The organism is Formicincola oecophyllae (assembly GCF_006542395.2).
Classification (GTDB): domain Bacteria; phylum Pseudomonadota; class Alphaproteobacteria; order Acetobacterales; family Acetobacteraceae; genus Formicincola; species Formicincola oecophyllae.
The window spans coordinates 1156224-1180589 of sequence record NZ_CP038231.1 but is presented as its reverse complement, the minus strand read 5'-3'; the positions used below and the strand labels follow the sequence as shown (position 1 = coordinate 1180589).

20 protein-coding genes, 1 tRNA gene and 1 riboswitch are annotated in these 24366 nt (G+C 60.3%); of the genes, 7 read left to right on the top strand and 14 right to left on the bottom strand.

From position 1 onward, the window contains the following. Positions 1-164: 164 nt before the first annotated feature. A riboswitch (TPP riboswitch) is annotated at positions 165-275 on the bottom strand. A 181-nt stretch (positions 276-456) separates the two neighbouring features. After that, on the bottom strand, positions 457-2277 hold the full coding sequence (gene typA / locus E3E12_RS05305; protein ID WP_141443392.1) for a translational GTPase TypA: 1821 nt from the start codon (positions 2275-2277) through the stop codon (positions 457-459). A gap of 286 nt (positions 2278-2563) precedes the next feature. Here typA and queF point away from each other — a divergent pair, with 286 nt between their 5' ends. Further along, positions 2564-3058: a preQ(1) synthase gene (queF, locus tag E3E12_RS05300; protein WP_141443391.1), complete on the top strand. Its 495-nt coding sequence runs from the start codon at positions 2564-2566 to the stop codon at positions 3056-3058. A gap of 59 nt (positions 3059-3117) precedes the next feature. Here queF and lldD read toward each other — a convergent pair whose 3' ends face one another. The 5 genes from lldD to E3E12_RS05275 form a co-directional block, all read right to left on the bottom strand. Then, the gene (lldD, locus tag E3E12_RS05295) at positions 3118-4266 is read right to left on the bottom strand and encodes an FMN-dependent L-lactate dehydrogenase LldD (protein ID WP_141443390.1); all 1149 of its coding nucleotides are present in this window, start codon (positions 4264-4266) and stop codon (positions 3118-3120) included. Between the two features lie 171 nt (positions 4267-4437). Continuing rightward, the gene (locus E3E12_RS05290) at positions 4438-5904 is read right to left on the bottom strand and encodes an outer membrane beta-barrel protein (RefSeq protein WP_240810444.1); all 1467 of its coding nucleotides are present in this window, start codon (positions 5902-5904) and stop codon (positions 4438-4440) included. Between the two features lie 81 nt (positions 5905-5985). Next, positions 5986-7968 carry a carbohydrate porin gene (locus tag E3E12_RS05285; protein WP_141443389.1) on the bottom strand — a complete coding sequence of 661 codons (1983 nt, stop codon included), beginning with the start codon at positions 7966-7968 and terminating at the stop codon, positions 5986-5988. A 148-nt stretch (positions 7969-8116) separates the two neighbouring features. Next, positions 8117-9652, bottom strand: a complete 1536-nt coding sequence (locus E3E12_RS05280; protein WP_141443388.1) for a peptide MFS transporter — start codon at positions 9650-9652, stop codon at positions 8117-8119. 304 nt (positions 9653-9956) lie between these two features. Beyond that, complete coding sequence (locus E3E12_RS05275) at positions 9957-10877, bottom strand: DnaJ C-terminal domain-containing protein (protein WP_141443387.1); 921 nt, start codon at positions 10875-10877, stop codon at positions 9957-9959. A 305-nt stretch (positions 10878-11182) separates the two neighbouring features. On the opposite strand from E3E12_RS05275, the gene E3E12_RS05270 reads away from it, so the two are divergent. After that, positions 11183-12199 (top strand): glycosyltransferase family protein, encoded by a 1017-nt coding sequence (locus E3E12_RS05270; RefSeq protein ID WP_141443386.1) that lies wholly within the window; start codon positions 11183-11185, stop codon positions 12197-12199. A gap of 16 nt (positions 12200-12215) precedes the next feature. Here the strand turns inward: E3E12_RS05270 and E3E12_RS05265 are convergent, their stop codons facing one another. The 5 genes from E3E12_RS05265 to E3E12_RS05245 form a co-directional block, all read right to left on the bottom strand. Then, positions 12216-13760, bottom strand: a complete 1545-nt coding sequence (locus tag E3E12_RS05265; protein ID WP_141443385.1) for an efflux transporter outer membrane subunit — start codon at positions 13758-13760, stop codon at positions 12216-12218. Positions 13761-13854: 94 nt separating this feature from the next. Beyond that, positions 13855-14766: an efflux RND transporter periplasmic adaptor subunit gene (locus tag E3E12_RS05260; RefSeq protein WP_141443384.1), complete on the bottom strand. Its 912-nt coding sequence runs from the start codon at positions 14764-14766 to the stop codon at positions 13855-13857. Positions 14767-14816: 50 nt separating this feature from the next. After that, positions 14817-15011 (bottom strand): DUF1656 domain-containing protein, encoded by a 195-nt coding sequence (locus tag E3E12_RS05255; RefSeq protein WP_141444104.1) that lies wholly within the window; start codon positions 15009-15011, stop codon positions 14817-14819. A gap of 262 nt (positions 15012-15273) precedes the next feature. Next, positions 15274-15780: a hypothetical protein gene (locus E3E12_RS05250; RefSeq protein ID WP_141443383.1), complete on the bottom strand. Its 507-nt coding sequence runs from the start codon at positions 15778-15780 to the stop codon at positions 15274-15276. A gap of 237 nt (positions 15781-16017) precedes the next feature. Then, positions 16018-16305, bottom strand: a complete 288-nt coding sequence (locus E3E12_RS05245; RefSeq protein WP_141443382.1) for a hypothetical protein — start codon at positions 16303-16305, stop codon at positions 16018-16020. A 143-nt stretch (positions 16306-16448) separates the two neighbouring features. Here E3E12_RS05245 and E3E12_RS05240 point away from each other — a divergent pair, with 143 nt between their 5' ends. The 3 genes from E3E12_RS05240 to E3E12_RS05230 all read left to right on the top strand — a co-directional run bounded on the left by E3E12_RS05240 (position 16449) and on the right by E3E12_RS05230 (position 18020). Beyond that, entirely contained in the window at positions 16449-17063 is a 615-nt protein-coding gene (locus tag E3E12_RS05240; RefSeq protein ID WP_141443381.1) for a YcgN family cysteine cluster protein, read from the top strand. A 1-nt stretch (position 17064) separates the two neighbouring features. Then, complete coding sequence (locus tag E3E12_RS05235) at positions 17065-17853, top strand: M48 family metallopeptidase (protein WP_141443380.1); 789 nt, start codon at positions 17065-17067, stop codon at positions 17851-17853. 81 nt (positions 17854-17934) lie between these two features. Beyond that, a tRNA-Leu gene (locus tag E3E12_RS05230) sits at positions 17935-18020 on the top strand. Positions 18021-18061: 41 nt separating this feature from the next. On the opposite strand, the gene E3E12_RS05225 is transcribed toward E3E12_RS05230, so the two are convergent. Next, on the bottom strand, positions 18062-18970 hold the full coding sequence (locus E3E12_RS05225; RefSeq protein WP_141443379.1) for a DMT family transporter: 909 nt from the start codon (positions 18968-18970) through the stop codon (positions 18062-18064). 73 nt (positions 18971-19043) lie between these two features. Further along, positions 19044-20054, bottom strand: a complete 1011-nt coding sequence (locus E3E12_RS05220) for an SDR family oxidoreductase (RefSeq protein ID WP_141443378.1) — start codon at positions 20052-20054, stop codon at positions 19044-19046. Positions 20055-20756: 702 nt separating this feature from the next. Here E3E12_RS05220 and E3E12_RS05215 point away from each other — a divergent pair. Then, positions 20757-21497 carry an epoxyqueuosine reductase QueH gene (locus E3E12_RS05215; protein ID WP_141443377.1) on the top strand — a complete coding sequence of 247 codons (741 nt, stop codon included), beginning with the start codon at positions 20757-20759 and terminating at the stop codon, positions 21495-21497. Next, on the top strand, positions 21494-22039 hold the full coding sequence (locus E3E12_RS05210) for a GAF domain-containing protein (RefSeq protein WP_141443376.1): 546 nt from the start codon (positions 21494-21496) through the stop codon (positions 22037-22039). The genes E3E12_RS05215 and E3E12_RS05210 overlap by 4 nt, the downstream gene beginning before the upstream one ends. Positions 22040-22091: 52 nt before the next feature. Here E3E12_RS05210 and E3E12_RS05205 read toward each other — a convergent pair whose 3' ends face one another. Further along, complete coding sequence (locus tag E3E12_RS05205; RefSeq protein WP_240810443.1) at positions 22092-24332, bottom strand: TonB-dependent receptor; 2241 nt, start codon at positions 24330-24332, stop codon at positions 22092-22094. Between the last annotated feature and the right edge of the window lie 34 nt (positions 24333-24366).

Genomic DNA, 24366 nt, shown 5'->3' with positions numbered 1-24366 from the left:
TGTGGCCCTGCGGCTGAAGGCCCATGCAACCTGCTGGGCAGGCTGGGGCTGGTTGGCTGCAGGAATAGTGGCGTTTGGTGAAGATGGCACGTGACAGCACCCCAACGCACCTTCTGGTGCGCCAAGCTTAAACTGCCCAGCCTTGGTGTGCGGCATGGTGGCCTGCATCACGTTAACTCCGTTCCCTTCGCCGGCATGACCCGGATCAGGTTCAAAGGGTTTGGCGTGTCGCCCTCTCAGCCCCACATTACAGTGGGACGCCCCTCGGAACAGGAAAAGCTTATTCCACCCCAGCTGGGGCGTCAATCCAAAGCGCGCACCAGGCGGCGCATGGCTGGTTTCAGTTTTCCATCCAAACCTTTCCCCTAACATTGAGACATAAAAAAGGCCCCTCCTGCCGGAAGGGCCTTTCCAACCCCATGCCCAGCTGGGCATGGGGAGCACCGTTCAAAGCGCTCAGTCCTGCTTTTTGCGGGCCTGCTTTTTGCGCTCATTGGGGTCAAGGTAGCGCTTACGGATACGCACGACAGATGGGGTGACCTCCACCAGCTCATCATCATCGATGTAGGCGATGGCCTGCTCCAGCGACATGCGGCGCGGCGGGGCCAGCTGCACAGCGTCATCCTTGCCTGAAGCACGCATGTTGGTGAGCTTCTTGCCGCGCACCGGGTTAACGTCCAGGTCGTTCTCGCGGGAGTGCTCGCCCAGCACCATGCCCGTGTAGACGGTTTCGCCAGCGTCAACGAACAGCACGCCACGGTCCTTGAGGGCGTCAAGGGCATAAGCGGTCGTCTGGCCATCCTCGCCAGAAATCAGCGCGCCATTGCGGCGCCCCTCAATCGGGCCGGCATAAGGCAGGTAGCCGTGGAACAGGCGGTTCATGATGCCCGTGCCGCGCGTGTCGGTCAGGAATTCACCGTAATAGCCAATCAACCCGCGTGAGGGGATGAGGAACGTCAAGCGCACCTTGTCGCCGCCGGAGGGGCGCATGTCCTGCATCACGCCTTTGCGGAGGGACATCTTCTCCACCACGACGCCGGAGTAGGGCTCGTCAACATCAATGAGCACCTCTTCAAAGGGCTCCTCGCGTTCGCCAGTCTCAGGGTTGTTGCGGAACAGCACACGCGGGCGCCCAATGGTCAGCTCAAAGCCTTCACGGCGCATGTTCTCAATCAAGACGCCTAGCTGAAGCTCGCCGCGGCCAGCCACTTCGAACGCCTCGCTCTCAGCGCTGTCAGTCACTTTGATGGCAACGTTGCTCTCCGTCTCCTTCATCAGGCGGTCACGAATCTGGCGGGAGGTCACCTTTTTGCCTTCGCGGCCGCCCAGCGGGCTGTCATTGATGCGGAAGGTCATGGAGAGGGTGGGCGGGTCAATAGGGGTGGAAGGCAGGGGCTCCGCCACCGCAGGGTCAGCGAGCGTGTCTGGGATGGTGGCTTCGGAAAGCCCGGCGATAGCCACGATGTCACCAGCCTTGGCTTCCTCAACCGGCACACGCTCCAGCCCACGGAATGAAAGCAGCTTAGTGACGCGGCCCTGCTCCACCACCGTGCCGTCTGGACGGATGGCCTTGATGGGGGCGTTGACTTTCAAATGGCCTTGTTCCACGCGGCCAGTCAGGATGCGGCCCAGGAAGTTGTCGCTCTCCAGGATGGTAGAGACCATGGCGAAAGGCTTACTTTCATCCAGCCCTGGCTCAGGCACATGCTTGAGAACAAGCTCGAAGAGGGGGGAGAGGTCCTTGCGCGCGCCCTCCAGCTCAGCATCAGCCCAGCCCTGACGGCCAGAAGCGTAGAGCATCGGGAAGTCCAGCTGCTCCTCATTGGCGCCCAGGGCTGCAAAAAGGTCGAAGATTTCCTCGTGCACTTCATCAGGGCGGGCATCGCCACGGTCAATCTTGTTAACCACGACAATGGGCTTAAGGCCACGCGCTAGAGCCTTGCCCAGCACGAACTTGGTCTGCGGCAGGGCGCCTTCAGCGGCATCCACCAGGATGACGCAGCCATCCACCATGCTCAGGATGCGCTCCACCTCGCCACCGAAATCGGCATGGCCTGGGGTGTCGATAATGTTGATGCGCGTGTCATTCCAGACCACGGATGTGCACTTAGCCAGAATGGTGATGCCACGCTCGCGCTCAAGGTCGTTGCTGTCCATAGCGCGCTCAGCGACCTGCTGGTTCTCGCGGAACGATCCAGACTGCTTCAGAAGCTGGTCAACAAGTGTGGTTTTGCCATGGTCAACGTGTGCGATAATGGCGATATTGCGTAGTTTCATGAGCCATCCCAAAAAACGCGGCCAAACCTGCCCCCTGTGGAGGGGGCGGTTGCCGCGGCACCAAGCCCGTTCAGGGTTGGTGTGTCGAACGCAGCGGTTCAACAAAAACAAATATGGCCGCCTTACTGCACCTTATAAGCGCAGATTGCAAATAGTCTTTGGGCACGTCCCTGCACCCCAGTCCCTGGCAGCTTGACGCTTGGGGACCTTCAAGGGCTTTTTAAGTCCTTGTGGCCTGTCTGGGCCCAAGCCAGTGAATGTGACCCGCGAAAACCAGGGTGTTTAGATGCAGCATGAACCTTCAGCCCCCACCCATTCCAGCCAAAGCAAGGCCGGAAGCCTGACGCAGCTCGGTGCCAAAGCCGCCCTGCCAGCCCACCCTGATGAAGCTGTGCTGGAACGCGTGCCCGCCCCCCACCAGGGCAAGCGCTACATGGTGCGCTTTACCGCGCCAGAATTCACGTCCCTCTGCCCAGTAACGGGCCAACCTGACTTCGCCCACTTGGTTATTGACTACGTGCCGCGCCAGTGGATTGTGGAGAGCAAGTCCTTGAAACTTTACCTGGGCAGTTTCCGCAACCATGGTGCCTTCCACGAGGACTGTACAGTGGGCATTGGCGTGAAGCTGGCAGAGCTTTTGGAGCCAGAATGGTTGCGCATTGGCGGTTACTGGTACCCGCGTGGCGGCATGCCGATTGATGTGTTCTGGCAAAGCGGCCCCAAGCCAGAGGACCTCTGGATTCCCAACCAGGATGTCCCCCCCTACCGCGGCCGCGGCTGAGGGGGATTGGCTTGCCTCCCCCTGTAGCCCCTATGCGGAGGGGCTACAGAGCCGCCAAGTCAGATGGGAAGCTTGGCAAGGCTTTCACGGGTTAGTTCCTTGAGGTTGCGTGCGCCCGTCAATGTCATGGCGACACGCATCTCCTGCGCCATAATGGAAAGCAGGTTGATGACGCCAGCCTTCCCCCCTGCCGCCAAGGCATAGATATAAGCACGGCCGAGCATGGTCATGTCAGCGCCCAGCGCCAGCATGCGCACAACATCCAGGCCAGAGCGGATACCCGAATCCACCAAGATGGCCGTCTGCCCCTTCACGGCGTCCACGATGGGTGGCAGGGCCTTAGCGGTGGAGATGGCGCCATCCAGCTGGCGGCCGCCATGGTTGGAGACCACGATGCCATCAGCGCCGAACTTCACGGCCTGGCGCGCGTCATCAGGGTCCAGGATGCCTTTCAAGATCATGTTGCCTTTCCAGGAATCCCTGATCCACTGCAGGTCCTTCCAGGCAATGGAGGGGTCAAAGTTCTTGTTGAGCCACCCCATGTAATCCTCAAGGCTGATGCGCTTGCCGAAATAGGCTGAAACATTGCCCAAATCGAGGGGCAGGCCGAAAACGCCGACATCAAAGGCCCACCAAGGGTGGGCAACGGCCTGGCTGATGCGGCGCGTCCAGCGCCAGGGACCTGACATGCCTGAGTGCGCGTCACGGTAGCGCGAGCCTGGAATGGGCATGTCCACCGTGAAGACCAACGTGCGCACCCCGGCGGCCCAGGCGCGCTCCAGGACGTTTTTCATGAAGCCGCGGTCGCGCAAAACGTAGAGCTGGAACCAGATGGGGTTCTCGCGCCCAACAGCCTTCATCACCTCCTCAATAGGGCAGATGCCCACTGTGGAAAGGGTATAGGGCACACCCACCTGCTTGGCCGCCAAGGCCGCCTGCACCTCACCGCGGCGGCGGTACATGCCTGTGATCCCCACAGGGTCCATGCCGATGGGCAGGTTGTACTTGCGCCCAAACAGCTCCGTGGTGAGGTCGACCTCCCCCACGCCCCGCAACACGCGCTGGCGCAGGGCGAGCTTCTCCAGGTCGCTCTGGTTGGCACGCATGGTTTCTTCATCAACTGCGCCGCCATCAATGTAATCAAACAGGAAACGGGGCAGGCGGCGCCGGGCCGCTTCACGGTAATCACGTGCTGAGGAGATGATCATGGAAAAAGGTTCCTGCGTTTGAGGCGCTGAACAAACAACCCAGATGACAAGGCTGTAATGAGGAAATAACGCGCAAACCTTACGCCTGGTGTTTTTTAATGAGAACCCGTTGTTCAGGTTTCAGAAAGGTTTTCGCGCCCACCAAACGCATTGCAGACTTGCAGCCCGCGCTTAGAACCCCACCGTCACGTCACCACCAACCAGGATGCGGTCACGGTGGGTAAAGTCAGCGAATGGCCTGGTGTTGTTCAAAGCCCTGTCAAAACGGATTTCCGGCCGCAGCTGCAGAATAGCCACATGGGGGACGGTGGGGCGCCAAACCATGTTGAACGATAAATCACCATAAGTGGTCGCGCCATTGCCGTAGGAATTGTTGGGCAGCCCCAAAATGGCCCGCATGTAGGACGTATTGCCTGGATACTGCGCCACCAAGGCGCCGTTTTGGTCCCGGTAGACCTCGCCACGGGCGTTGAAGGTCACAGTGGGGGTAAAGTGGTAAGCAGCCCAAGCAACGGCGCTCCAGCTGTTGTCATGCAGCCCCTCATCATAAACGTGGTTGAGCTCGCCAGTGAATGTCCACTGGCTGTTGGCTTTCCAGGAGGCATTGAGGTCATACCAATAGCGCTGGGCGTCATGGGCCTGGTGGCGCCCCAGAGCGCGCCAAGCGTCCTCTGGCCCCACCCTGAACAAGCCCGTGAACGTCACGGTGTCAGAGGGGGTGCCGCTGAAGCCAAAATAGCCATCTGGGCGACCATTGTTGTTTCCACGGCCAAATGAAACCTGGTTGCCGGCGTCAAGACCGTACATAATCTGGTAATGACTGTTGATGTGTTGCTGGAAATACAGCCCCACATGTTCAAAAGGCACGGAGAATTCGCTTGTGTTAGCCAAGGTGTAGAAGGCGCGCTGGGTCGGGTCCAGAACCTCCACCCCCATGGGCGCCATGAGGATGCCCATCTGGCCATCAAGCCCTTCCTTGGAGAGCCAGGGCATGTGCACATCTAAATGGGCCTGGGTGAGGGCGAAGGCGTTCTGGGTGTTCATGATGCGGTCATCAATGCCAGCAATCTGGTAAATGCGCGCGTCTGACCCGTACAAGGCCTGGATGGTGAAACCCAAACCATAGCCCCCACCCACATCATCCACTGGTTTTGACAGGTTCAGCACAAGCTGGTTGAGCATGGGCTCATTGGCATAGGGCGACAGCAACTGGCCGAAGTTCTGGCCATTGTGGTTGCGCGCCCCTGCGTGGCTGGGGCCTGAATTGAACATGTCGCCAGCCTCCGCCAGCAGGCCCAGCTGCAGGTCATGAAACCAGGTGCCTTGCAGGTTCCGCGCCACCCAACTGTTGATGTCGGTCATGCCCGCAGTGGGGGTGGGGGCCATCCCAGCAGGCGCTGGGCTGGCCAACGTCTCTGTGGCAGTGGTTGCTGGCACCTTGGGGGAGGGGTTGGTGGGCGCGCCAGCCACAGCTTGGCTGTCGCTGGGAAGCGGCTGGGCGGGCGCTGCCTGCGCACTGCCAGCCTCCTTTAAGGTCAGTCCTGCCAGAAGAGCTACCAAGGCACCCCCAGCCAGCCAGCTGCCCCGCCCCCCTTGGACAAGGGAAACGGCTTTGGCGATGTGGGGTGCCAATGGCATTGAGACAGATCCTCCCTACGTGGTCGTGGCAGCACTGCCGCCCTGCCAAACCAGTGGGGACGCGCTGCGCTCACAGCGCCATCAGAAGGTAACGCCGGCTTCCAGGTCAAGCAGCAAGGCGTTTTTGTAGCGCCCCGTGCCGCCGGGGCTCCAGATGTACTGGAAACCAGGCCTGATGAGTGCCCACCAAGCTGGGCGGTAGCCATAGTTCATTTCAAAAGCACTTTCAGAACCTGGGCGGAACAGCCCACCCTGGCGCGATGCTGCGGCGCAGAATCCATTGCTGCCGTTCTTGGCGCACGCACGCTGGATGGCGCCCACTTCATTGGTCAGCTTGGGGCTGACCCACAGCACCTTGCCACCAATGGAGATGGTGTCTTCAGGGCGGCTGGCGAAGGTGCCTTTGCGCACCACGCCAAACGTGATGAAGTAAGGCGCTGGCGCTGCGGCCCTGTTGCCCCATGTGAAGGAGAAGAAGGCGGCCGTGGAGCGGCGTGGGTCGTCTTTGTCACGCTGCAGCATGCCATCCCACTGGAAGTAGGCGCCATGGCGGTTGCGGATGTTGTGGGGCGTGATATAGCCAGGCGCGCCATTCCAGCTGACGGGCTGGCCAGCATGGCGGTAATGAAGGGCGTTTCCTGGTGGCAATGTAGTGAACATGCCAAGGTTGCCGTAAGTATCCACGTGTGACGAACTGTCCCAGTAAGCGCCAACCGTGACGTTCATCTGTAGCGGGCCGCTATAGTCGTCAGCGCCGCCCCTGTGCCAGCGGAACTGGACTGGCACAAAGGCGCCCTGGGCACCGTTCACGTTTTTGTAGACGCCTGGTGGCTCATAAATGCCCGTGTTGTAGCCACCACGGCCATTGTGGCCATCCATCCAGGCCTTCTGGTGCAGCGACAGACGCCAGCCCTGGCCTTTGCCGGCAATGGTATTGTCCACCGTATAGGCGCCGACCTGAATGGTCCATTCATCTGTACCTGTGGGAAAGAACTTGGCCCAGGCGCCCGGGTGGGCGGTTGGGTACCAGCCATAGCCCGAGTTCATGGCAATGGATTGGGGCATACCGCAGATGGCGTTTGATTCAAATTGGCAGTAAAGGTTCGCGCCCCAATAGGTGGAGGAGGCCTCGAACTGGTCTTCCGCGTTCAGCTCGCCGAACTCTGTGCGGACATAGCGGTTCCACTGCTTTTCCCAGGAGAGTTTGACCAAGTGGGGCCATTCGCCTGAGCCCGCGATTTCCATCGGGCTGTCGAGCAACGGCATGGACTGAGCCAAACTGTGCCCCTGCCTGGCCACGCCGGCAAAGTGGATAACGCCCCAGTCACTGTCCAAGCGGAACAGCTTCTGCAAGTTGAGGTCGACACTGTAGCCTTCCTCGTCAGCGTACTGCATAGAGCGCGACATGCCGCCTGTGACGTTGGCCGCCGAATCCTGCAGCCAACGCCCGCTGATGCCAATGCCCATGTCAGCCAGCTTGGTGCGGTAACCATCCCAGTCACCCGTCATGGTTGGCCAGTTCATCCAGTCCTCAAAACTGTCAGGCAACCAGCCGGTTTGCTTGGGCAATGGCGAGAGCGGCAGGTAACGCGCCAGCGTGCCACCACCGATTGGCTCACTGTCCAGGCCTGGCATGTATTGGTAAATCTGGGGGTAGTAAGCGTTGCTGCGGTTGATGAGCGGCTTGCTCAGCAAAGCGGCCGCTTCAGACTTAACGGCACTTTTGGCTGATGAGGCCACTGGTATGGCCCCTTTACGGCGCACCAGCGAACTGGGGCCAGTGTCTTCATCAGCCAAGGCGCTGTCTGCGGGAATGGGGGTTGAGGGCGCATCAAGCAGGTCAGGTGTGGCTGGCCCTGTAGGTGTTACGCTATCAACACTCAAAGCCGGGTCGGCGGGTTGGGTGTCAGCCCAGGCTGCCGTGGCGCCGCCCAAACTGGCTGCACCCGTGACGGCGCAGAGCCGTGCCCACCAAAACAGACGGGACAATGTGGAAAAGGGGGGCTGGCTTGCAAGGCTGGCACAAGAGCGGGCAACCTTTGCTTCTGGGGCAGCTTTGTTCATGCGAGGGCGTTGCTCCGGCAAACTTTGGGCAGCGCAACAGGAGTGGGGCTGTTGGCCTTTTTTGCGCCTTCGACTTTATAAAAGCTTTTTTAGAATACAACAGTTAAAAATGAGTTTCCGCCTTCAAAAAAGGTTTCTTTTCCCTTGTTCAGCTTCCTAAGGGCTCCCCAAGGGCTGCCTCATTCAAGCTTCGGCAGCGCCTCTCAAGGCGCATTGTCCAAGGCGCCATGCAAGCAATCACCAGGCAAAGCGCCAAAGCGCCCCAACTCAGAAAACCGAAAAGCCGCCCATAAAGCACAGCCCCCTCCCCACCAGCTGCCGTGGCCGGCAGGGCAGCCAGATTCGCCACCAAGCTGCCTGCATACATCCCCACTCCCCACAGAAGGCACACAATGCCCATGAGAATCGCGCTAGCGCGAGGCGGCCCATAACGGGCGATCACAGCCAGGCCCATGCCGATGGTCAGCAGCTCCCCCAAAGAGACCAGGCCATAACCGCCCACCATCACCCAAGGTGAAACCAGGCCCTTGACCCACGTGGCAGCCCACCACCACAAAATGTAGCCAGCTGCCACGAAGCCATAGCCCAACAACATGCGCAGCACCATGGACGGCGCCCCACCATGTTGGCGGCGCCACGTGTAGAAGGCCGCCAAAAGAGGGCTGAACACCATGACCCACAAAGGGTTGAGTGATTGGAACTGCCCTGGGCTCCAAGTGAACAGCACCCAATGCCCCAGCCGGAACACCCCTGAAACATCCCTGAGTGCGAACAAGGTCAGCGATGTTTGCATTTGCTGGTAGAAAACCTGGTAAGCCGTGGTCTGAGCGCAGAGGACATAAGTCAGCAGCAGCCCTGGCTTTTCCGCCATGGCGGTACCCCGCCAAAGCCAAACGGCAACCGCCACCAGCCCCACGCAGCACAACAGCACACACCAGCGCGCCAAGCGTGCGTCAGCGAGCACCAACGCGCCCAAAGCCCAAAGCAACGCGAGGCCTGGGATGAGCAACAAGGCGACATGCTTTTTAAGGGTGGAAGCTTCTTGGCTGTGCAAAGGATTATGGGCGTGCAGATAAGCCACAATGCCCTTGGCGCGCGCCAGGAAAAGGGCTGTGCCGCCAGCCAGGCCCAAGCTGCAGGCGCCAAAGGCCACTGCTGGGCCCTGACTTTGCTGCAACCATGGCATAATCAGCATGGAGCAGGTCGAGCCGACATTGACGCTCATGTAGTAAAGGGTGAAAGCAGCATCAAGCGCGCCATCATCCCCAGCGAACAAGCGCCGCACCAAGGTGCCTGCATTGGGTTTGAACAGGCCATTGGCCAGGGCGATAAGCGAAAGCGCCCCCATGACCAACTGGGTGCTATCCGTCTGCGCACCCCACGCCAGCAAGCCATAGCCAGCCGTCAGCCCTACGGCCCCAGCCACCAGGGCTGGGCGGGTGCCCAGAACACGGTCCCCAAGCCAGCCACCCAAGACCGGAAATGCGTAGGTTAAGAGGGCCAATGCCCCTAAAAGCAGGTTTGTTTCGGCATCACCCCTGTGGAGGTGCTCCACCATGAACAGGCCAAGGATGGCCTGCATGCCGTAATAGCCAAAACGCTCCCAGAATTCTGCCGCCAGCACCGTGGCAAAGGCGCCACGCCGCGCGCGTGCCTGTTCAGGCTGTGCCATAGCTGTTGGCATGGCGCCCTTCATGGGGCAAAGCAACCCTGTGCTAGGCCGCCTTTACACCCTTGCAGGCGCAGTCTGGGTAAAGTGCCCTCAGCCACCGGCAAGGTGGAAACCATGCACAAGCAGAACCCCATTGTAAGCTACAAGGCCCAGCAACAGAACAAACAAGGAAGCTGCCACAAACCCCATGATAGGCGGGAAGCGCCAACGCAACAGGTGCAGGACAGTATAAAAGGGGCTGTGGGCTGCTTTCATATGCTTGTCACCTTGTTATCCTTGCTTCTGTCCTGGGCAGTCGCACCCTCGGGACAGGGTGTTAGGCTGCTTCACCTGTCAGGGTGCCTAGGTTTGGGTGATCTTTCAGGAAAGCCTCAAGCTCTGGCTCAGCCTTGCCCAGCACGATAGCCAACTTCAGGATAAGGTCCCCAGCAGGCTGGCTACCGTGGGCGGCGATGCCGCGCCCTTTAAGGCGCAACAGCGTGCCGCTGCTTGAATTGGGCTGAACGGTCACAGCCACAGCCCCCTTGGGGGTTTCCACACGGACTTTGCCGCCCAGCACTGCAGTGCGCAGGTCAATATCCTGCGTGGCTTCCAGGTTATTGCCATCGCGCCTGTAGCGCGGGCTGCTGCCCACAACCAGGCGCAACAAAACGTCCCCTGCTGGACCAGGCGTACCGTCATGGCCTGGGCGCCCTGGCATACCCTTGCCGCGCAAGCGCAAGGTGTTGCCGCTTTCCACCCCAGGGGGGATGGTCACATCCACCGTGCGGTCCCCAATGCGCACGTCCTGGTGGCCACCCAGCACAGCTTGGTCAAAGGGAACGTGAATTTCACCATGCAGATCTTGGCCCTTGCGGGGCATGGCGCCAGCACGGAAACCACCGCCCCCTCCAAAGCCGCCACGGCCGCCACCGAACATGTCTGAGAAGAAAGCCCCCAGATCCTCCTCATGCATGGCTTGGCCACCAAAGCCGCCACCGCCAAAACCGCCACTGAACTGAGGGGCACGCTCATTGCCGTCAGCATCAATCTCGCCACGGTCGAAGCGGGCGCGCTTTTCCTTATCGCCCAGCAGGCCGTAAGCGTTGTTGACTTTCTTAAACTCAGCTTCAGCTGTGGCATCACCCGGATTGGCGTCTGGGTGGTATTTCTTGGCCAATTTGCGGTAAGCGCTTTTGATTTCCGCATCGGTGGCGGTTTTTGGCACCCCGAGGACGGCATAAGGATCGGCGGTCATGGTCCGGCAGGGCCTCCCAGTTTATTTGTTGTTCCAGTCGTACAGGCTGACGGCGGGAAACTGCACCATTTCACCACAGCAGGCAACGCGGCAGAAGCCCTGGGCCCTTCAGCGCTGACCTGGCGGGGGCACTACTATAGCGCTTGCCCCCTTGGCCACAGCCCTAAGCCACCAGGCGCCCAGCCGCGGGCTGGGGAAATCATGGTGCCTGTCTTGACGTGACAGAATGATACCCAGAATGTGTGGCCGCGCGGCCTCCGCGTCAATAGCATGCAGGCCAGTTCCCTGGCCAAAGGCACGCTAACATGACCTCTCCCCACCTTTTTCACCAACCATTGCTGAGCACCAAAGCCACAGGCACGCCACGCCGCTTAATCGTGACGGGGGGCGACAGCGCCTATTTCCCCATGATTAGTGAACTGGTGGCCTCTATCCGCGCCTTGCCAAATTGGCGCGCGACAGACCTGGCCTGTGTGGATGGCGGCCTGAAGCCAGCAGAACGCCAACGCTTAGCCAATGTGGGTGTGCAGGTGCGCGCTCCCCAGCAGCTGCCCTTGCCGCCCCAAGCGCGCAAAGCCCTTGCCAAACGCCCCAACTTGGCCATTGGGCTTTCCAAGCTCTGGCTGGACCAGCTCTTCCCCAACCATGACACGATCCTGTGGCTGGACGGGGATGCCTGGGTGCAGGATGGTCAGGCCTTGGCGGACCTTTTCACAGCCGCTGAAGCTGTTGTCACTGGCGCTGGTCCGCAAGCAGCACCAACCCATGCCATGGCAAGCGTGCCAGAACTGTTCACTCACAAGCCTTTCAGGTTGCGTTGGCTGGGGTGGGGTTTCGCGCAGGTACGTTCAATTCTTTACAAAAACAGCGCTGTAGCGCGGCTGCCTTGGAAAGTGCGCCATCAGGCAGGGCAACGGCCCACCCTCAACGGCGGATTGTTCGCCCTGGCGCGCCAAGCACCCCATTGGGCTGTGTTGCGGCAGTGGCAGAAGACCATCCTGGCCCGCAAAGGCAACGTCTTCAGTTCCGACCAGCTTGCCATTGGGCTGACAGCCTATGTCAGCGGGCTGCCCATGCATTACCTGCCTGTGAGCTGCAATTACATGGGGCCATGGTTCATGCGCAGCCAACCAGGCGGAGGGCCTGTTATATGTGAGCATTACTGGCCCCACAAACCCGCTGGCATCATCCACATGGCCGGGCTTGAAGCCATGCGCCGCCCTGAAGGGGGGCTTGTGACGGCCTTTGATGCTGAAAGCGGCGCCCCGCTTCAGACATCGCTGCGTTTTTCAGCCCTCCATCCCGATGTACCGCTGCCTTGAAGGGCACAAACCACCCTCAACGCATGAAGGCGCGTTCAATGATGGATGGACCGCCGTTGCGCTGAATGGGCAGTTCCGTCTGCCCACGGTAGCCCTGCCAGCCTTCACCCATGGCCACATAGAGCGCGACAGCGTCATGAAGGCGCGCACCCCTGGTGATAACAGCGCTTTCCTGGGCTGAAAGGGCGTTCTGCTGGGTGTTGAGCACATCCAGGAAGGGGGTGAGGCCAGCAGCGTAAAGCTCCTGCGCCTGGTCGCGCGCCAGCGTGGCCTGGTTGGCGGCCGCCAAACGTTCCTGCACCTGGACATTGTCCTGCTGCCAGTCCGTCATGGTGTCTTCCACCTGGCCGAATGCATCTAGGACAGTTTGGCGGTAACCCAGCCTGCTGCCCTCAGCCGCGGCGCGCGCCTGCAGGATTTCGGACGTGATACGCCCGCCATCCAACACAGGCACGGAAGCCATCAGCAGGAAGTTCCACGCCATACCGTAAAGCGTGAACATTTCAGAAAAGGCGGAGGCGTTGGGATCAAAGGTGATGGGCACGCTGAAATGGGGGTAGAGGTCTGCCACCGCCATGCCAATGCGCGCCATAGAGGCTGCGTAGACCTGCTGGGCTTCCTGGATGTCAGGGCGGTTCTCAAGCACGGTTGAAGGGAGCGCCGCTGGGAAAGCAGGCTGGTGGGGCATTTTCTGGCGCCGTTCTAGGGCTGGCTCCAACGTGCCAGGCATTTCCCCCATCAAGATGGCGATGGCATGGATCATGTGCTGCTGTTGGGCCAGAAGCACCGGCAGGCGCGCCCGCTCTGAGTGCTCCTCCGCCAAGGCCTGTGAAACGGAAAGCGAGTTGCCAACGCCATTGGCGAACATGCGCTGGGCCATGTCGGTGGATTGGTGGGCTGTGCGGATGGAGTTCTCCACCACGCCAAGGCGTTCCTGGATGGTGCGCAAAGCGATATAGTCACTGGCCACACCGCTGAGGATGCCCAGCAAAACAGCCCTGCGCTGGGCGATGGTGGCCTGCACCATGTGCTGCTGTGATTCGACCTCACGGGCGATCTGGCCAAAAATGTCCAGAATCCAGCCACCCGTGGCGCCCCAGGTCATAATGGCGGCGTCAGCGTATTTGCCTGGGCCCGTGTGCTCCGTGTTGTAGCGCCCTGGCCCGTCACGGTGGAAAGGGCGCAACGGCCAATTGTCGATGGCGGTTGAGTAACGCGTGTTGCCCCCGCCCGCATTTACGCTGAGGTGCGGGTACCATTGCGCCTGTACCTGCATTTTATAGGCCTGCGCAGCCATGATGTGCTGGGTGGCTGCCTGCAAGTCGTAATTGCCCGCCACAGCGCGCGCGATCAATGCATTGAGAACGGGGTCGTTGAAGCGCGCCCACCAAGTCTTCAGCTCACGCGCAGTGGCGTCCAACTGTTCCTTAGTGGGGTCTTGGTACTTGGCGCTGGCGAACTGCCGCGAAATCGGCATTTTCTCGGGCTTGTAGTCAGGCCCAACCTTGCAAGACGCCAACAGGACGCAGCAGCCAACCATGGCTGAGAGAAAGCGTTTCATGACAGGCCCTCCAGCGGGCACGGCGCTGGTAAGCGTCCAGTCTTTTCCCAACAGGGCAGCTGCGCAGGGAGCAGGGCGGTGGTTGGCGTGGTCATCACAAATGGTTCTGCAGCCAGGTGGTCAGGATGCCGTTGGCGCCCCTGCGCACAGGCCCCACAGCGACACTGGCTGTTTCGCCAGCAGCCAGGATGATGTAGGGGGGGACTTCATCAAATTCCACACGCACGGGAATGCGCTGCGCCAAGCGCACCCAGGTGAAGATGGGGTCAACGTCAGGCAGCCCCAGCCGGTCCCATACGCCGTTCTGGTCGTTGATGCCACGGCCAATGCTAACCACATGGCCCTGAAGGACCTCCCGGTAGCCCATTAGCTTGATGCGCGCTTTGTCACCGATGTGAACGCCGTGCAGCTTGGTTTCCTCAAAATAAGCGTTCATCCAGAAGCTTGCAGCGTCAATGACAGAAATGCGCCCTTCGCCGATTTTGGCGTAATCGCCAACGCGCAGCTGCAGGTTAGTGACGTAGCCATCCACAGGGGCGTAGATGGTGGAACGCTGCAGATTGAGGAGGGCCGTGTCCAAGGCTGCCTTGGCGGCGTCCATGGCAGCGCGCTTGCCCACCACTTCCGAATCGTAGATGTCCACATCCTCGCGCGAGACGACACCGTGAAGGCCACGGCGGCGGTGCGCGTTGGCAACGGCCAGCTCATACTCGTCCGTGGTGCCAGCGACACGGGCGCGGGCTTCGTCTACAGCCAGGCGGAAACGCAGCGTGTCGATAGAGAATAGCGGGTCGCCCTTGTGGACGAACTGATTGTCCACCACCGGAACTGAGATGACCGTGCCCTCCACTTCCGGCGCAGCCACCACCACATAAGCGCGCACGCGCCCATCACGGGTCCAGGGATCAAGGACGTAGACGTCCCACACGACATAAGAAAGGCCGACAGCGATGCACACGACCAAACCGGTCAGGACAGGGCCGACAAGGCGGGCAAGCCAGTTCACGCTGTCAATTCCTCCATCACGTCAGGGGCTGCATTCATAGCCTGCCCCCTTCACACGTAAAGCACGAGAAGACACAGGACACAGGCATACAGCGCCACCTCAAGCAACGGAACGTGCCAAAACCACCCCAACGCGCCAAGGCGCCAAAGTATTTTGCGTATCGTTACTGTGACAAATGTCGCCGCAACGGCATAAATCGAGATGGGGGCGACATAAATGCCAAATAGATTGACTTCCGCCAGCATCAGCCCCTCCTGCGTGCCGTTGATGGCCCAGCGCCTGCCAGATGAGTGGCCTGAACCACATCCACCGTGCCTGGTGCGTTTCAATTGCCCGACCGCTCTAACCGATAAGGCGGCCTTTGGCCAGCACCTGCTTTTCAAACCCCTTCTGAGCTGAATGCAAGGGAAAGGCGCTTCCATGATGCAATACTGCCACACCCCAGCCAGACTGGCCTACCTCACGCCCAGGACAGGGCGATGCAAAGCGGTTGGGGTGGGGCGTTCCTCAACGCCGCCCAAACAAGCCGCGCTTGGGGGGGGCTTGCTTGATGGGGGGTTGTTCCTCAGCGCGCTCATGACGTTTGGTGAAAGCATTACGCACATGGCGAATAATCATGTCGCGCAGCATACGCCCCAAAGGCCCGAACAAAAGCGCCGTCAGCGCACTGAAAGCCAAGGACTGGCGCAAATCCTCCATCACGGCGTTGCGTTTCATCCGTGCCTGATCTTCCGCCCTGTCTGGCCGGCGGCCACGCATCATGAGGAAGCCAAACACCAGCACGCCCAGTAGATCAAACCCCAGGACGCACAAAGCGGAACTCAACGCCCCAAGCCCCAGCACCGTATAGAAAAGCGCCCAGAGCACCCCATGAAACGTGACAAAGGCCCCAAGCAGGAACACCACCATGGCGGCGGCCATGACCGCCCGCATGCCGAAGCGCTTGAAAATGGCGGCAAAAAGCTGCCCCTGGGCATGCAAAGCATCTTGGCAAAGTTCAAAAGGGTTGGTCATCACAGTACTGTGGTCCCTGTTTGAGTGAGCATAAGCTGCCTTATAACGGGGTTGGTCATCAAGGCGCCAGCACCCTGGTTCAATAGGAGGATTTTCAGGGATTGTCGCAAGCCGGGCCTGATTGCACAACCCACCTAAAAAGCATGTTCACCCCGACTGGCCTGCGTGCCCTTGGCCAAAATGGCCAGGACACATTCAGGCAAGCCTTGTTCAAGGCACTTTGCCAGAAGGGTAACGTCAGCTCTTGGTCAGGCGCCCCAGGACAAAACCAACCAGCAGCGAAAGGAGGACGCTGGCGATGGGGCGGTGGCGAACTTTCTTCTGCGCTTCCTTGAGTTCAGGCTGGTTGATGTTTTCCAACTTGTCCAGGGCCTCCTTGGCGCGCGCGCCAGCCTCCTTGCCAAGCACCTCCATGGACTGGCCCTTGGGGGAGCTGAGGAAGGAACGGAACTGGTCAGTCAGGGCCTCGATGTGGTCCTGGCCTTCCTGGGCCAATTTGCTGGCCGTGTTTTTCTCGTCGCTCATGATGCCTGGCCTTTCAACTGCAATGGAATGAAATGTGGTTGACTCTCAACCCATCGACTTTGCGCCACTCCTGCAGAGCTGTCCAGAAGCAAGGGCGCAGCCAAGGAATGCCAGCCCAGGCCGGCCATGCTATGGGTGGTGGCATGAAACACCCCAACCAGGCAGCACCAACCGCGCCAACAAGGCGTGAAGCCCAACACCCCCCCACATCGCCCACTATAGTGGCCCAAGGCGGGGAAGACCCCCATAAGGAAGCGCCTTTCTGGCGCACCACCCCTTTGGACGAAATGACCAGAACGCAGTGGGAATCACTGTGCGATGGCTGCGGGCGGTGCTGCCTTGAGAAACTTCGGGACATGGAAACAGATGAAATCATCTGGACCAATGTGGGCTGCCGCCTGCTTGACAGTTGCAGTGGTCACTGCACGCGCTACAAGGTGCGCCAGCGCTTTGTGCCTGACTGCATCCAGCTGACCCCGGCCCTGCTGCCCACATTGGACTGGCTGCCACCAACATGTGCTTACAAACTTCTGCGTGACGGTTTCGATCTGCCCACCTGGCACCCCTTGCGTTCAGGCACAGCTGAAACCGTGCGCCAGGTGGGCGTGGGGGTGGATGGACGCGCCATCAGCGAAAAGCAAGCGGGGGCCTTGGAAGACCACGAAACAGCGTGGCCTGGAAAATGGCCCGCTAGGGCGGAGCGGCCACAGCAATTGAAGCGACACGTGAAGCCCGCCCCCACCAAGCGCACGCCCTGACATGGCTGCTTGGCCTGAGGCAGTCCACCCCCACCAGGCCAGCTGGGAAGGACTGGCCAATTTTCCCATCGTTTGGCGCCATTCTAGCCGCGCGCGGCACATCTCATTGCGCCTTGACCCACAGCTGCGTGGGGTGGTGGTGACGTTACCAACCGGCGCAAGCCGCCAAATGGGCCATGCCTTCCTGGCCAGCCGTATGGATTGGGTGACAGGCGCACTGGCCAAGCTGCCCGCGCCAGCGCTTGAAAGCGGCGCTGTCATGGTAGGGGGGCAGCGCTTCGCCTTAAGCGATGCTACAGAAGCAGCCCTGGCCACCACAACCTTGGACAGAGCCAACCAAACACTGTTCCTTAAAGGGGCGAGTGCGCACAAGCCGCGGCGCCTGCGTGATTTCCTGCGCGCTGAGGCGGGACGGACCTTCCCCGCCCTGCTTGCCGCCTGTGCCCAGGGTGGCCATAAAAACCACGGCCTTCCCTTGCTGCGCCCCAGCTCCCTGGCCTTGCGCGACCCCACCAGCCGCTGGGGAAGCTGCACGCGCCAAGGACGCCTGATGCTGAGCTGGCGTTTGATAATGGCACCCCCTGACGTGCGTGATTACGTCATGGCCCATGAACTGGCCCACCTGCACCATTTTAACCACAGCGCCGCTTTTTGGCATTGTTGCGGCCAGCTTCACGAAGCACCCTGGTCATCGCCTGAGGGCGCCCGATCTTCAACGCGCGCCCACACCTTGAAAGAGGCGGAGGCTTGGCTGCGCCAAAATGGCCTTGCCCTCCATGCCATGGTGTAAAAGCTAACAGGTGCCTAAGGGCATTATTATGTGCCGCACCCTTTCCCAAAAGGCGGCAATTATCTATAAGTGTGGCCCCAGGCGCGCTTGGCGGAATGGTAGACGCACGAGACTTAAAATCTCGAGTCCGTATGGGCGTGCGGGTTCAAGTCCCGCAGCGCGCACCACAATTCACAATTGGTGAAGGCCCTTACTCATACTCGCCCCCTTAGGGTTCAGGGGCCAGGGTTGGCGTGGGCCGCGGCCGGTCGAGGCGCGAAAGCGCCAGCCCACCCAGCACGATGCAACCGCCAACCAGCGTTTCAAGGCCTGGCCATTGCCCCTGCAGCACAACGCCTTCTACAATGGCAGCTGGCGGCACGGCGTAAAGGAGCAACAAAGCTTGTGAGAGCCTGACATGCTTCAGAAGCCATGCCCAGCACGCGAAGCCAACCAGGCCGGGAACTAAGGCCAGCCACAGTACCTCCGCCCGGCCAGCCCACGGGGCGGCGCGCAGTTCGCCCAGGGCTTCTGGCAGCCAGGGCAACAAGAAGAAAGCGCCAGCCATGATGACCCACCCCATGGTGAGCAAAGCGCCATAGCGGTGGGCCAAAGGTTTTTGCAGCACGTTAAACACGGCGTTGGAAAAGGCCGACCCCACAACAAGCAGCGCCCCCCAACCCAATGTCACGCTTTCGCTGGCTTGGCACACAACAGCCACACCGCAAAGCGCTACAATGGACCCCAGCCATCCAGAAGCCGTGAGTTTTTCCCGGCCCAGGAAAACCCCCATCAAAGCGGCCATGATGGGGGTGGAGGCATTGATGAGGCTGGCTGCGGAGCCAGAGACCGTCATCTCCCCCCAGTTGAGAAAAACATTGAACGCAGCAATACCTGTCAGGCCGCAAAGGGCGAACCCGCCCCAGGCTGAGGGGGACATTCTGGGCGCACGCAGCAGGGCTGGCAGAATGATCAGGCCGGCCAGGCCGTAGCGCGCCGCAGCCAGGGGGACTGGGGTGAAACCATTCCCCAAAGCCATGTTGATGACGGGGAACGTGCTACCCCATGCCAAAACCAGCAGGATGGACAAGCCGATGACAAGCTCCCGCCTGGCCACGTGCACTCCGTTAACGCTCATGATGTGGATGCCAGCCTTGTTTGCCGTGGTGTTGCCGAGCCGGCACCATAAGGCAAATGGGGCTGCTGGCCAATCAGCCCGGCTCGCCGCTGCCGCCGGTTATGCCCCAGACCTGCCCAGCCACGTAGGAACTGTCTGTGCTAGCTAGGGTGACGTAGACGGGCGCGATCTCCACCGGCTGTCCTGGGCGGTGGTAGGCGACCTCGGCGCCAAAATGTTCCACCACGGCCTCAGGTTGGGCGCCGCAAACCTGAAGAGGGGTCCAGAAAGGCCCCGGCGCCACAGCATTAACACGAATACCCTTTGGCAGAAGTTGCTTGCCCAGGGAACGCGTCATGTTGGCGATGGCAGCTTTTGTGGCCGCGTAATCAACCAAGTTGGCACTGGGGGAGTAAGCTTGGCGCGATGTGGTGTTCACAATGGCACTACCAGGCGGCATCAGTGGCACTGCCGCCTTGATCAGCCACACCAGTGAATAGATGTTGGTTTTCAGCGTCCAGTCCAGCTCCTCAGTGGAGAGGTCAAGGATGCTTTCATGAAAATGCTGCCGTCCCGCTGAATTGATGAGGCAGTCGAGCGCGCCCAAGCTGCTTGCCGCCTGCGCTACAAGGCTTTTGCAGAAAGCCTCATCGCGCAGGTCTCCAGGCAGCGCCACAGCTTTACGGCCAGACTGACGGATGAGGGCTATGACCTCACGCGCGTCCGATTCCTCTTGCGGGAGGTAGTTCAAGGCCACATCAGCCCCTTCACGCGCTAAAGCGATGGCTACTGCCCGGCCAATGCCTGAATCACCACCTGTCACCAAGGCATGGCGGCCTTTCATGCGACCTGAGCCTGTGTAGGATTTCTCGCCGCAATCAGGCACAGGGTGCATTTTGGATTGCAAGCCTGGCCAGGGCTGGGGTTGCGGGGGGAAAGGTGGGGCTGGGTAGGCACCCACTGGGTCGAAAAGGGGCGGGGCGGGGCTGCCAGTATCCTGGGCCTGGGCTGTGCGGGGCATGGCCCCCGCTGCCAGGGCGGCAGCACCCAGTGCGGTGCCCAGCAATACGCCGCGCCTTGAAGGTTGTTCTGGTTGGGAAGCCATAACTTGCTCCTAACTTTGTTCAAGGAGAATGAAGGGAAAGGATGACAAGGAACGTCCCACCACCTTGCAGCCCCTACAAGTCTTTTACAATTGCCTCGCCCTTCTGCGCTGCTATTGGGCTGCGCTGCTGTCTGGCAGGGTTTGGCCGCGCCAGGGCAGTCACATATGCTTGAAGCAATTTCCTTTAGATTTTCTGCCGCTCCACTGGGTGAGGGCCAAACCACACAACACAATGGCGCCACCAACCAGCACAGCGGGGCTAGGCCATTGGCGCACCAACAAAATGGTTTCCATGATGGCGGCCACGGGCACGGCGTAGAAAAACATCACAGCTTAGGACAAACAGGCATGGCGCAAGTCCCATGCCCACAGGACCTTGGGCAAAGCAGATGACGGCCACGCCACCCAATGCCAGCAAAGACCCCAGCCTCCCCTTCAAGGATAAGTGATCCTTGTGGGCGAATGAATTGAGTGAGTGTGGCCATGACCAGGCCAGAGGCATTGATGAGGCTGGCTGCTGATGGTGAGACTGTGCGCTCGCCCATGTTGAGGCCTATGTTGTAACCCGCAATGCCAATAAGGCCACACAAAACAACGCGCCCCACGTGCCCTGCCACCATGGGGCGCCAAGCGGGCTGGTGGGGCAGGTCAGCGACCATGGCTGGCTTCCCCACCAGCAGGGTGGGGCGCTAAACTTGCCCCATGACAAGCACCCCCCCAACCACCCGACCCAAACTGACGCCGCCGCGCACACCAGCCCAACTTCAGCCTGGCGCCACAACGCGCGTTTTGCTCCATTCATGCTGCGCACCCTGTTCAGGGGAAATCATGGAGGCCCTGTCGGCTTCGCGGATCGACTACACCATTTTCTTTTACAACCCGAACATCCACCCACGTGATGAATATGAGCTGCGCAAAAACGAGAACATCGCGTTTGCGCGCAAAAACGGCATCCCTTTCTTTGACGGTGACTATGACAGTCCAGAGTGGTTCAGGCGTGCCAAGGGATTGGAGATGGAGCCGGAGCGTGGCGCTCGCTGCACCATGTGCTTTGACATGCGCTTGGAACGCGCCGCCCTGTTCGCCCATGAGAATGGCTTCCAAGTCATGACAAGCTCATTGGCCATATCACGCTGGAAAAACATGGCCCAGGTCAATGGTTGCGGCCACAAAGCGGCCAGCCACTATGACAATCTGGTTTACTGGGACTTCAATTGGCGCAAAGGGGGCGGTTCAGCGCGCCAGGTGGAAATCGCTAAGCGTGAACACTTCTACAAGCAGGAATATTGTGGCTGCGTGTTCTCATTGCGTGATTCAAACGCTTGGCGCGCCCAAAAAGGCCTCCCCCCTATTGAGCCAGGCACACTGCGCTATGGGGTAGAGGGCAAGCTAGCCGTTGGGGAAAGCGCTTCTTCACCCCTAACCAAAAAGGAAACGCCATGAGCGCCCAAGCCCATCCACCAGCCACCCTTCAAGAAAAAGGCCCTAACCATTGGGGGCCAGACCTGTTGGCCCAGGCGCGAGGTTTGATGGAATCTGAAACCGACCAAACCGCTTTGCTTGCTAATATGGCCGCGCTGCTTTTTGCAACAGTGGGGGATGTGAACTGGGCTGGGTTTTATGTCCTCAAACCCTGTAGGCAGGTTACAGAGGGGCAGCCTAGCCAAGGGGAGCTTGTCCTGGGGCCTTTCCAAGGGCGCGTTGCTTGCAGCCGCATCCCCCTCAACAAAGGCGTGTGCGGCGCAGCAGCCAGCAAGCGCAAAACCCTGCGCGTAGCTGACGTGCACGCTTTCCCAGAGCACATCGCCTGTGATGGCGCGTCCCGTTCTGAAATCGTAGTGCCGCTTTGCACAGGGCAGGGGAAGCTGTTTGGCGTCCTCGACATAGATAGCCCCACCCCTGGCCGCTTTAGCGCCACTGACCAGGCGGCGCTGGAACAGCTGGCAAGCTTGCTGGGCGCGCAGCTGGGGCGTTGTACTAACTAAGTCCCCCTTGAGAGGCGCACACAGGCAGCTGACACCCCACCTGCACAGTCCGTCAAAACGCCACGCTCACTGTGCCTTGGAAAGTGCGCGGCAAGCCGGCCATGGCCACGCTGTTGCCGCTGCCGCCTGCCTGGCTGTTGGGAAAAACGGAAGCCCAGTAACGTTCCCCCGTCACATTGTTGACTTGGAAACGCCACACCAGCGGCTGGTGGCAGATTTCCGTTGCGTAGCGTGCCCCTAGGTCAAGCGTGGCGTAAGCGGCTGCGAACGCCTTGTTGTAGACGTCAGCAGCACGGCGGCCCGTATAGTGGAAATTGGCCGTCAGCGCCGCGCCGCGCAGCATGGTCCCCTCCAACGGCAAAGTGTAGTCCAGCAAGATGTTGGCTGCGATAGGCGGCACCCCCACCACTTGCTTGTGGGACGTCAGCGCGCTGGCTGTGCGGCCATTCTGGGCGTCCAGCCATGTCATGCCCGCCATGATGGCCAGGCGCTTGGTCACATGGCCTGAAATCATGAACTCAACACCATAGTTGCGCTGCTTGCCGAACTGCCCATAGGTCATGGTGGCAGGGTCAACGAACGCATAAGGGCGCGACATCACAAAACCATCAGCGCGCAGCATCAAATCGTCATTGAGGCGCCATTTCGCCCCCACCTCATATTGTTCCGAACGCATGGGGGGCATGACGCTGCCTTGGTTGGTGCTGTTGGTGGGCGCTAACTGCCCAGGCTGAATGGAGCGGCCCCAGTTGAAATAGGCCGTGACGTCATCAAGAGGTTTGTATTCCGCCGTCACCGTGGGTGAAAAGGCGCCATCGCGTCTGTAGGCGCTGGTCAAGCGTGATTGTCTATTCCAGTTCTGGACTGAAAGCCACGACCAGGAAAACATCCCCATGATGGTAACTTGCCGGCCCAAATGGATGGTGTCGCCAGCTAAAAGCGCCTGCACCTGGGTATTGGCTGAATGATAGCGCCCGCCCATGCGCGGCCGCGTCCCGCCCCACACCTTGGGATTGCTGATATTGGTTGTGCCCAACGTGTAGCTTTGCGCCCAAAGGGGGTTGTAATTGCCCAGGTCATAGCCGTTTGAGCCCAAAACCAGCTCATGCCGCACAAAGCCTGTCCGCACCTTGCCATTGAGGTAGGCGAAGTTGCTCCAGGCGGCGAAGTCATTGGCTGTGCTGGCAGCTGCAATGGTTTGGGTGTAATCACCACGGTTATTGATGATCTGGTTGTTGGGGGTGAAGACGTCACGCGCGGCGTTTTGGTAAAGTCCCCCCAGACGGAGGCTCCAATCATCGTTGAAGCGGTGCTCCAACCGGGCCAGGCCAGTCTCAGTTAAGGTGCTGTAGCCGCCCTGCCGTTGCCCATAGCCGCGCCGTGCGATATCAGGCGCCTTAGGCAGCGCCAATCCTGACTTAAAAGTGAACGCCCCTGGCAGCCCACGCCAAGCGTTGCTGTAAGCGCTGCCATCGACATAAAGGGTGGTGTCGCGCCCCAAGTGGATGTCGAAGTCCCCACTCACCATGTCACGCCTGAGGGAGGAGCCGCCAACGTAGCTTTGCCCATTTTGGTTCAGAAGGTTCAACCGCGCCCCCACAGGGCCATAACGTCCTGAGAAGTCGCCGCTTTCCAAAGGGGCGCCATTGGAATCAGCGCCGAAGTTAAACACAGCCATAGGCTTGTCCGTTGGGCGCTTGAGAACGTAGTTGAACGTGCCTGCTGGATTTTGGGGGCCGTAAAGGGCGCCAGCCAAACCTTCCAGCACGGTCAGGTGGTCGAATTGCTCCGCAGCGTAAGGGGTGGTGGTGAGGACGTTCAGCCCGTCCATGCGGGAATTGTTGATGACGTCGCTTTCAAACCCGCGCGACTGGGGGCGCGATATGTTGGGGTCGCCGCGTTCCTCCAGCTGGACGGAAGGCATGAACTTGGCTGTGTCATTGATGTTGCGAACCTGCTGGTTCAGCAGGACGTCACGGCGCACCTCATCGACAGTGAACGGTTCATTGAGGATGGACTGGGCGCCAAGGGGGCCCAGATCAGCTGATTGGGCCATGTAGTGGGCATCCGCACCCAGGATGTCCGCTTGGCCACGCACCCCATGGATAACCAAATGCTGGGGCTTGGGCTGGGCTTTCAAATAGGTTTTCGAGGGGCTGGTGCTTGATGAAAGCTCAGGCGCCCTGGCCTGGGTACTGGGCGTGCCTTGCGCGAAAGCGCACACAATCCCCCCCAGCGCCATGGCCTTGAAGGCATGGGTTGGCGCTTGCAGGTGCTGCCTGAATCCAGGCATGGCCCTGCATCTGCGCTGGCCCCGAAGGGGCAGC

Bases quoted from the DNA above. Each gene is read 5' to 3' on its own strand.
- lldD (WP_141443390.1), bottom strand. From the start codon at position 4,266: ATGATCATCTCCTCAGCACGTGATTACCGTGAAGCGGCCCGGCGCCGC.
- E3E12_RS05205 (WP_240810443.1), bottom strand. From the start codon at position 24,332: ATGCCTGGATTCAGGCAGCACCTGCAAGCGCCAACCCATGCCTTCAAG.
- E3E12_RS05225 (WP_141443379.1), bottom strand. From the start codon at position 18,970: ATGAGCGTTAACGGAGTGCACGTGGCCAGGCGGGAGCTTGTCATCGGC.
- E3E12_RS05245 (WP_141443382.1), bottom strand. From the start codon at position 16,305: ATGAGCGACGAGAAAAACACGGCCAGCAAATTGGCCCAGGAAGGCCAG.
- E3E12_RS05280 (WP_141443388.1), bottom strand. From the start codon at position 9,652: ATGCCAACAGCTATGGCACAGCCTGAACAGGCACGCGCGCGGCGTGGC.
- E3E12_RS05210 (WP_141443376.1), top strand. From the start codon at position 21,494: ATGAGCGCCCAAGCCCATCCACCAGCCACCCTTCAAGAAAAAGGCCCT.
- typA (WP_141443392.1), bottom strand. From the start codon at position 2,277: ATGAAACTACGCAATATCGCCATTATCGCACACGTTGACCATGGCAAA.
- E3E12_RS05265 (WP_141443385.1), bottom strand. From the start codon at position 13,760: ATGAAACGCTTTCTCTCAGCCATGGTTGGCTGCTGCGTCCTGTTGGCG.
- E3E12_RS05235 (WP_141443380.1), top strand. From the start codon at position 17,065: ATGGCTGCTTGGCCTGAGGCAGTCCACCCCCACCAGGCCAGCTGGGAA.
- E3E12_RS05220 (WP_141443378.1), bottom strand. From the start codon at position 20,054: ATGGCTTCCCAACCAGAACAACCTTCAAGGCGCGGCGTATTGCTGGGC.
- E3E12_RS05275 (WP_141443387.1), bottom strand. From the start codon at position 10,877: ATGACCGCCGATCCTTATGCCGTCCTCGGGGTGCCAAAAACCGCCACC.
- E3E12_RS05215 (WP_141443377.1), top strand. From the start codon at position 20,757: ATGACAAGCACCCCCCCAACCACCCGACCCAAACTGACGCCGCCGCGC.
- E3E12_RS05285 (WP_141443389.1), bottom strand. From the start codon at position 7,968: ATGAACAAAGCTGCCCCAGAAGCAAAGGTTGCCCGCTCTTGTGCCAGC.
- E3E12_RS05270 (WP_141443386.1), top strand. From the start codon at position 11,183: ATGACCTCTCCCCACCTTTTTCACCAACCATTGCTGAGCACCAAAGCC.
- E3E12_RS05290 (WP_240810444.1), bottom strand. From the start codon at position 5,904: ATGCCATTGGCACCCCACATCGCCAAAGCCGTTTCCCTTGTCCAAGGG.
- E3E12_RS05250 (WP_141443383.1), bottom strand. From the start codon at position 15,780: ATGACCAACCCTTTTGAACTTTGCCAAGATGCTTTGCATGCCCAGGGG.
- E3E12_RS05240 (WP_141443381.1), top strand. From the start codon at position 16,449: ATGAAACACCCCAACCAGGCAGCACCAACCGCGCCAACAAGGCGTGAA.
- queF (WP_141443391.1), top strand. From the start codon at position 2,564: ATGCAGCATGAACCTTCAGCCCCCACCCATTCCAGCCAAAGCAAGGCC.
- E3E12_RS05255 (WP_141444104.1), bottom strand. From the start codon at position 15,011: ATGCTGGCGGAAGTCAATCTATTTGGCATTTATGTCGCCCCCATCTCG.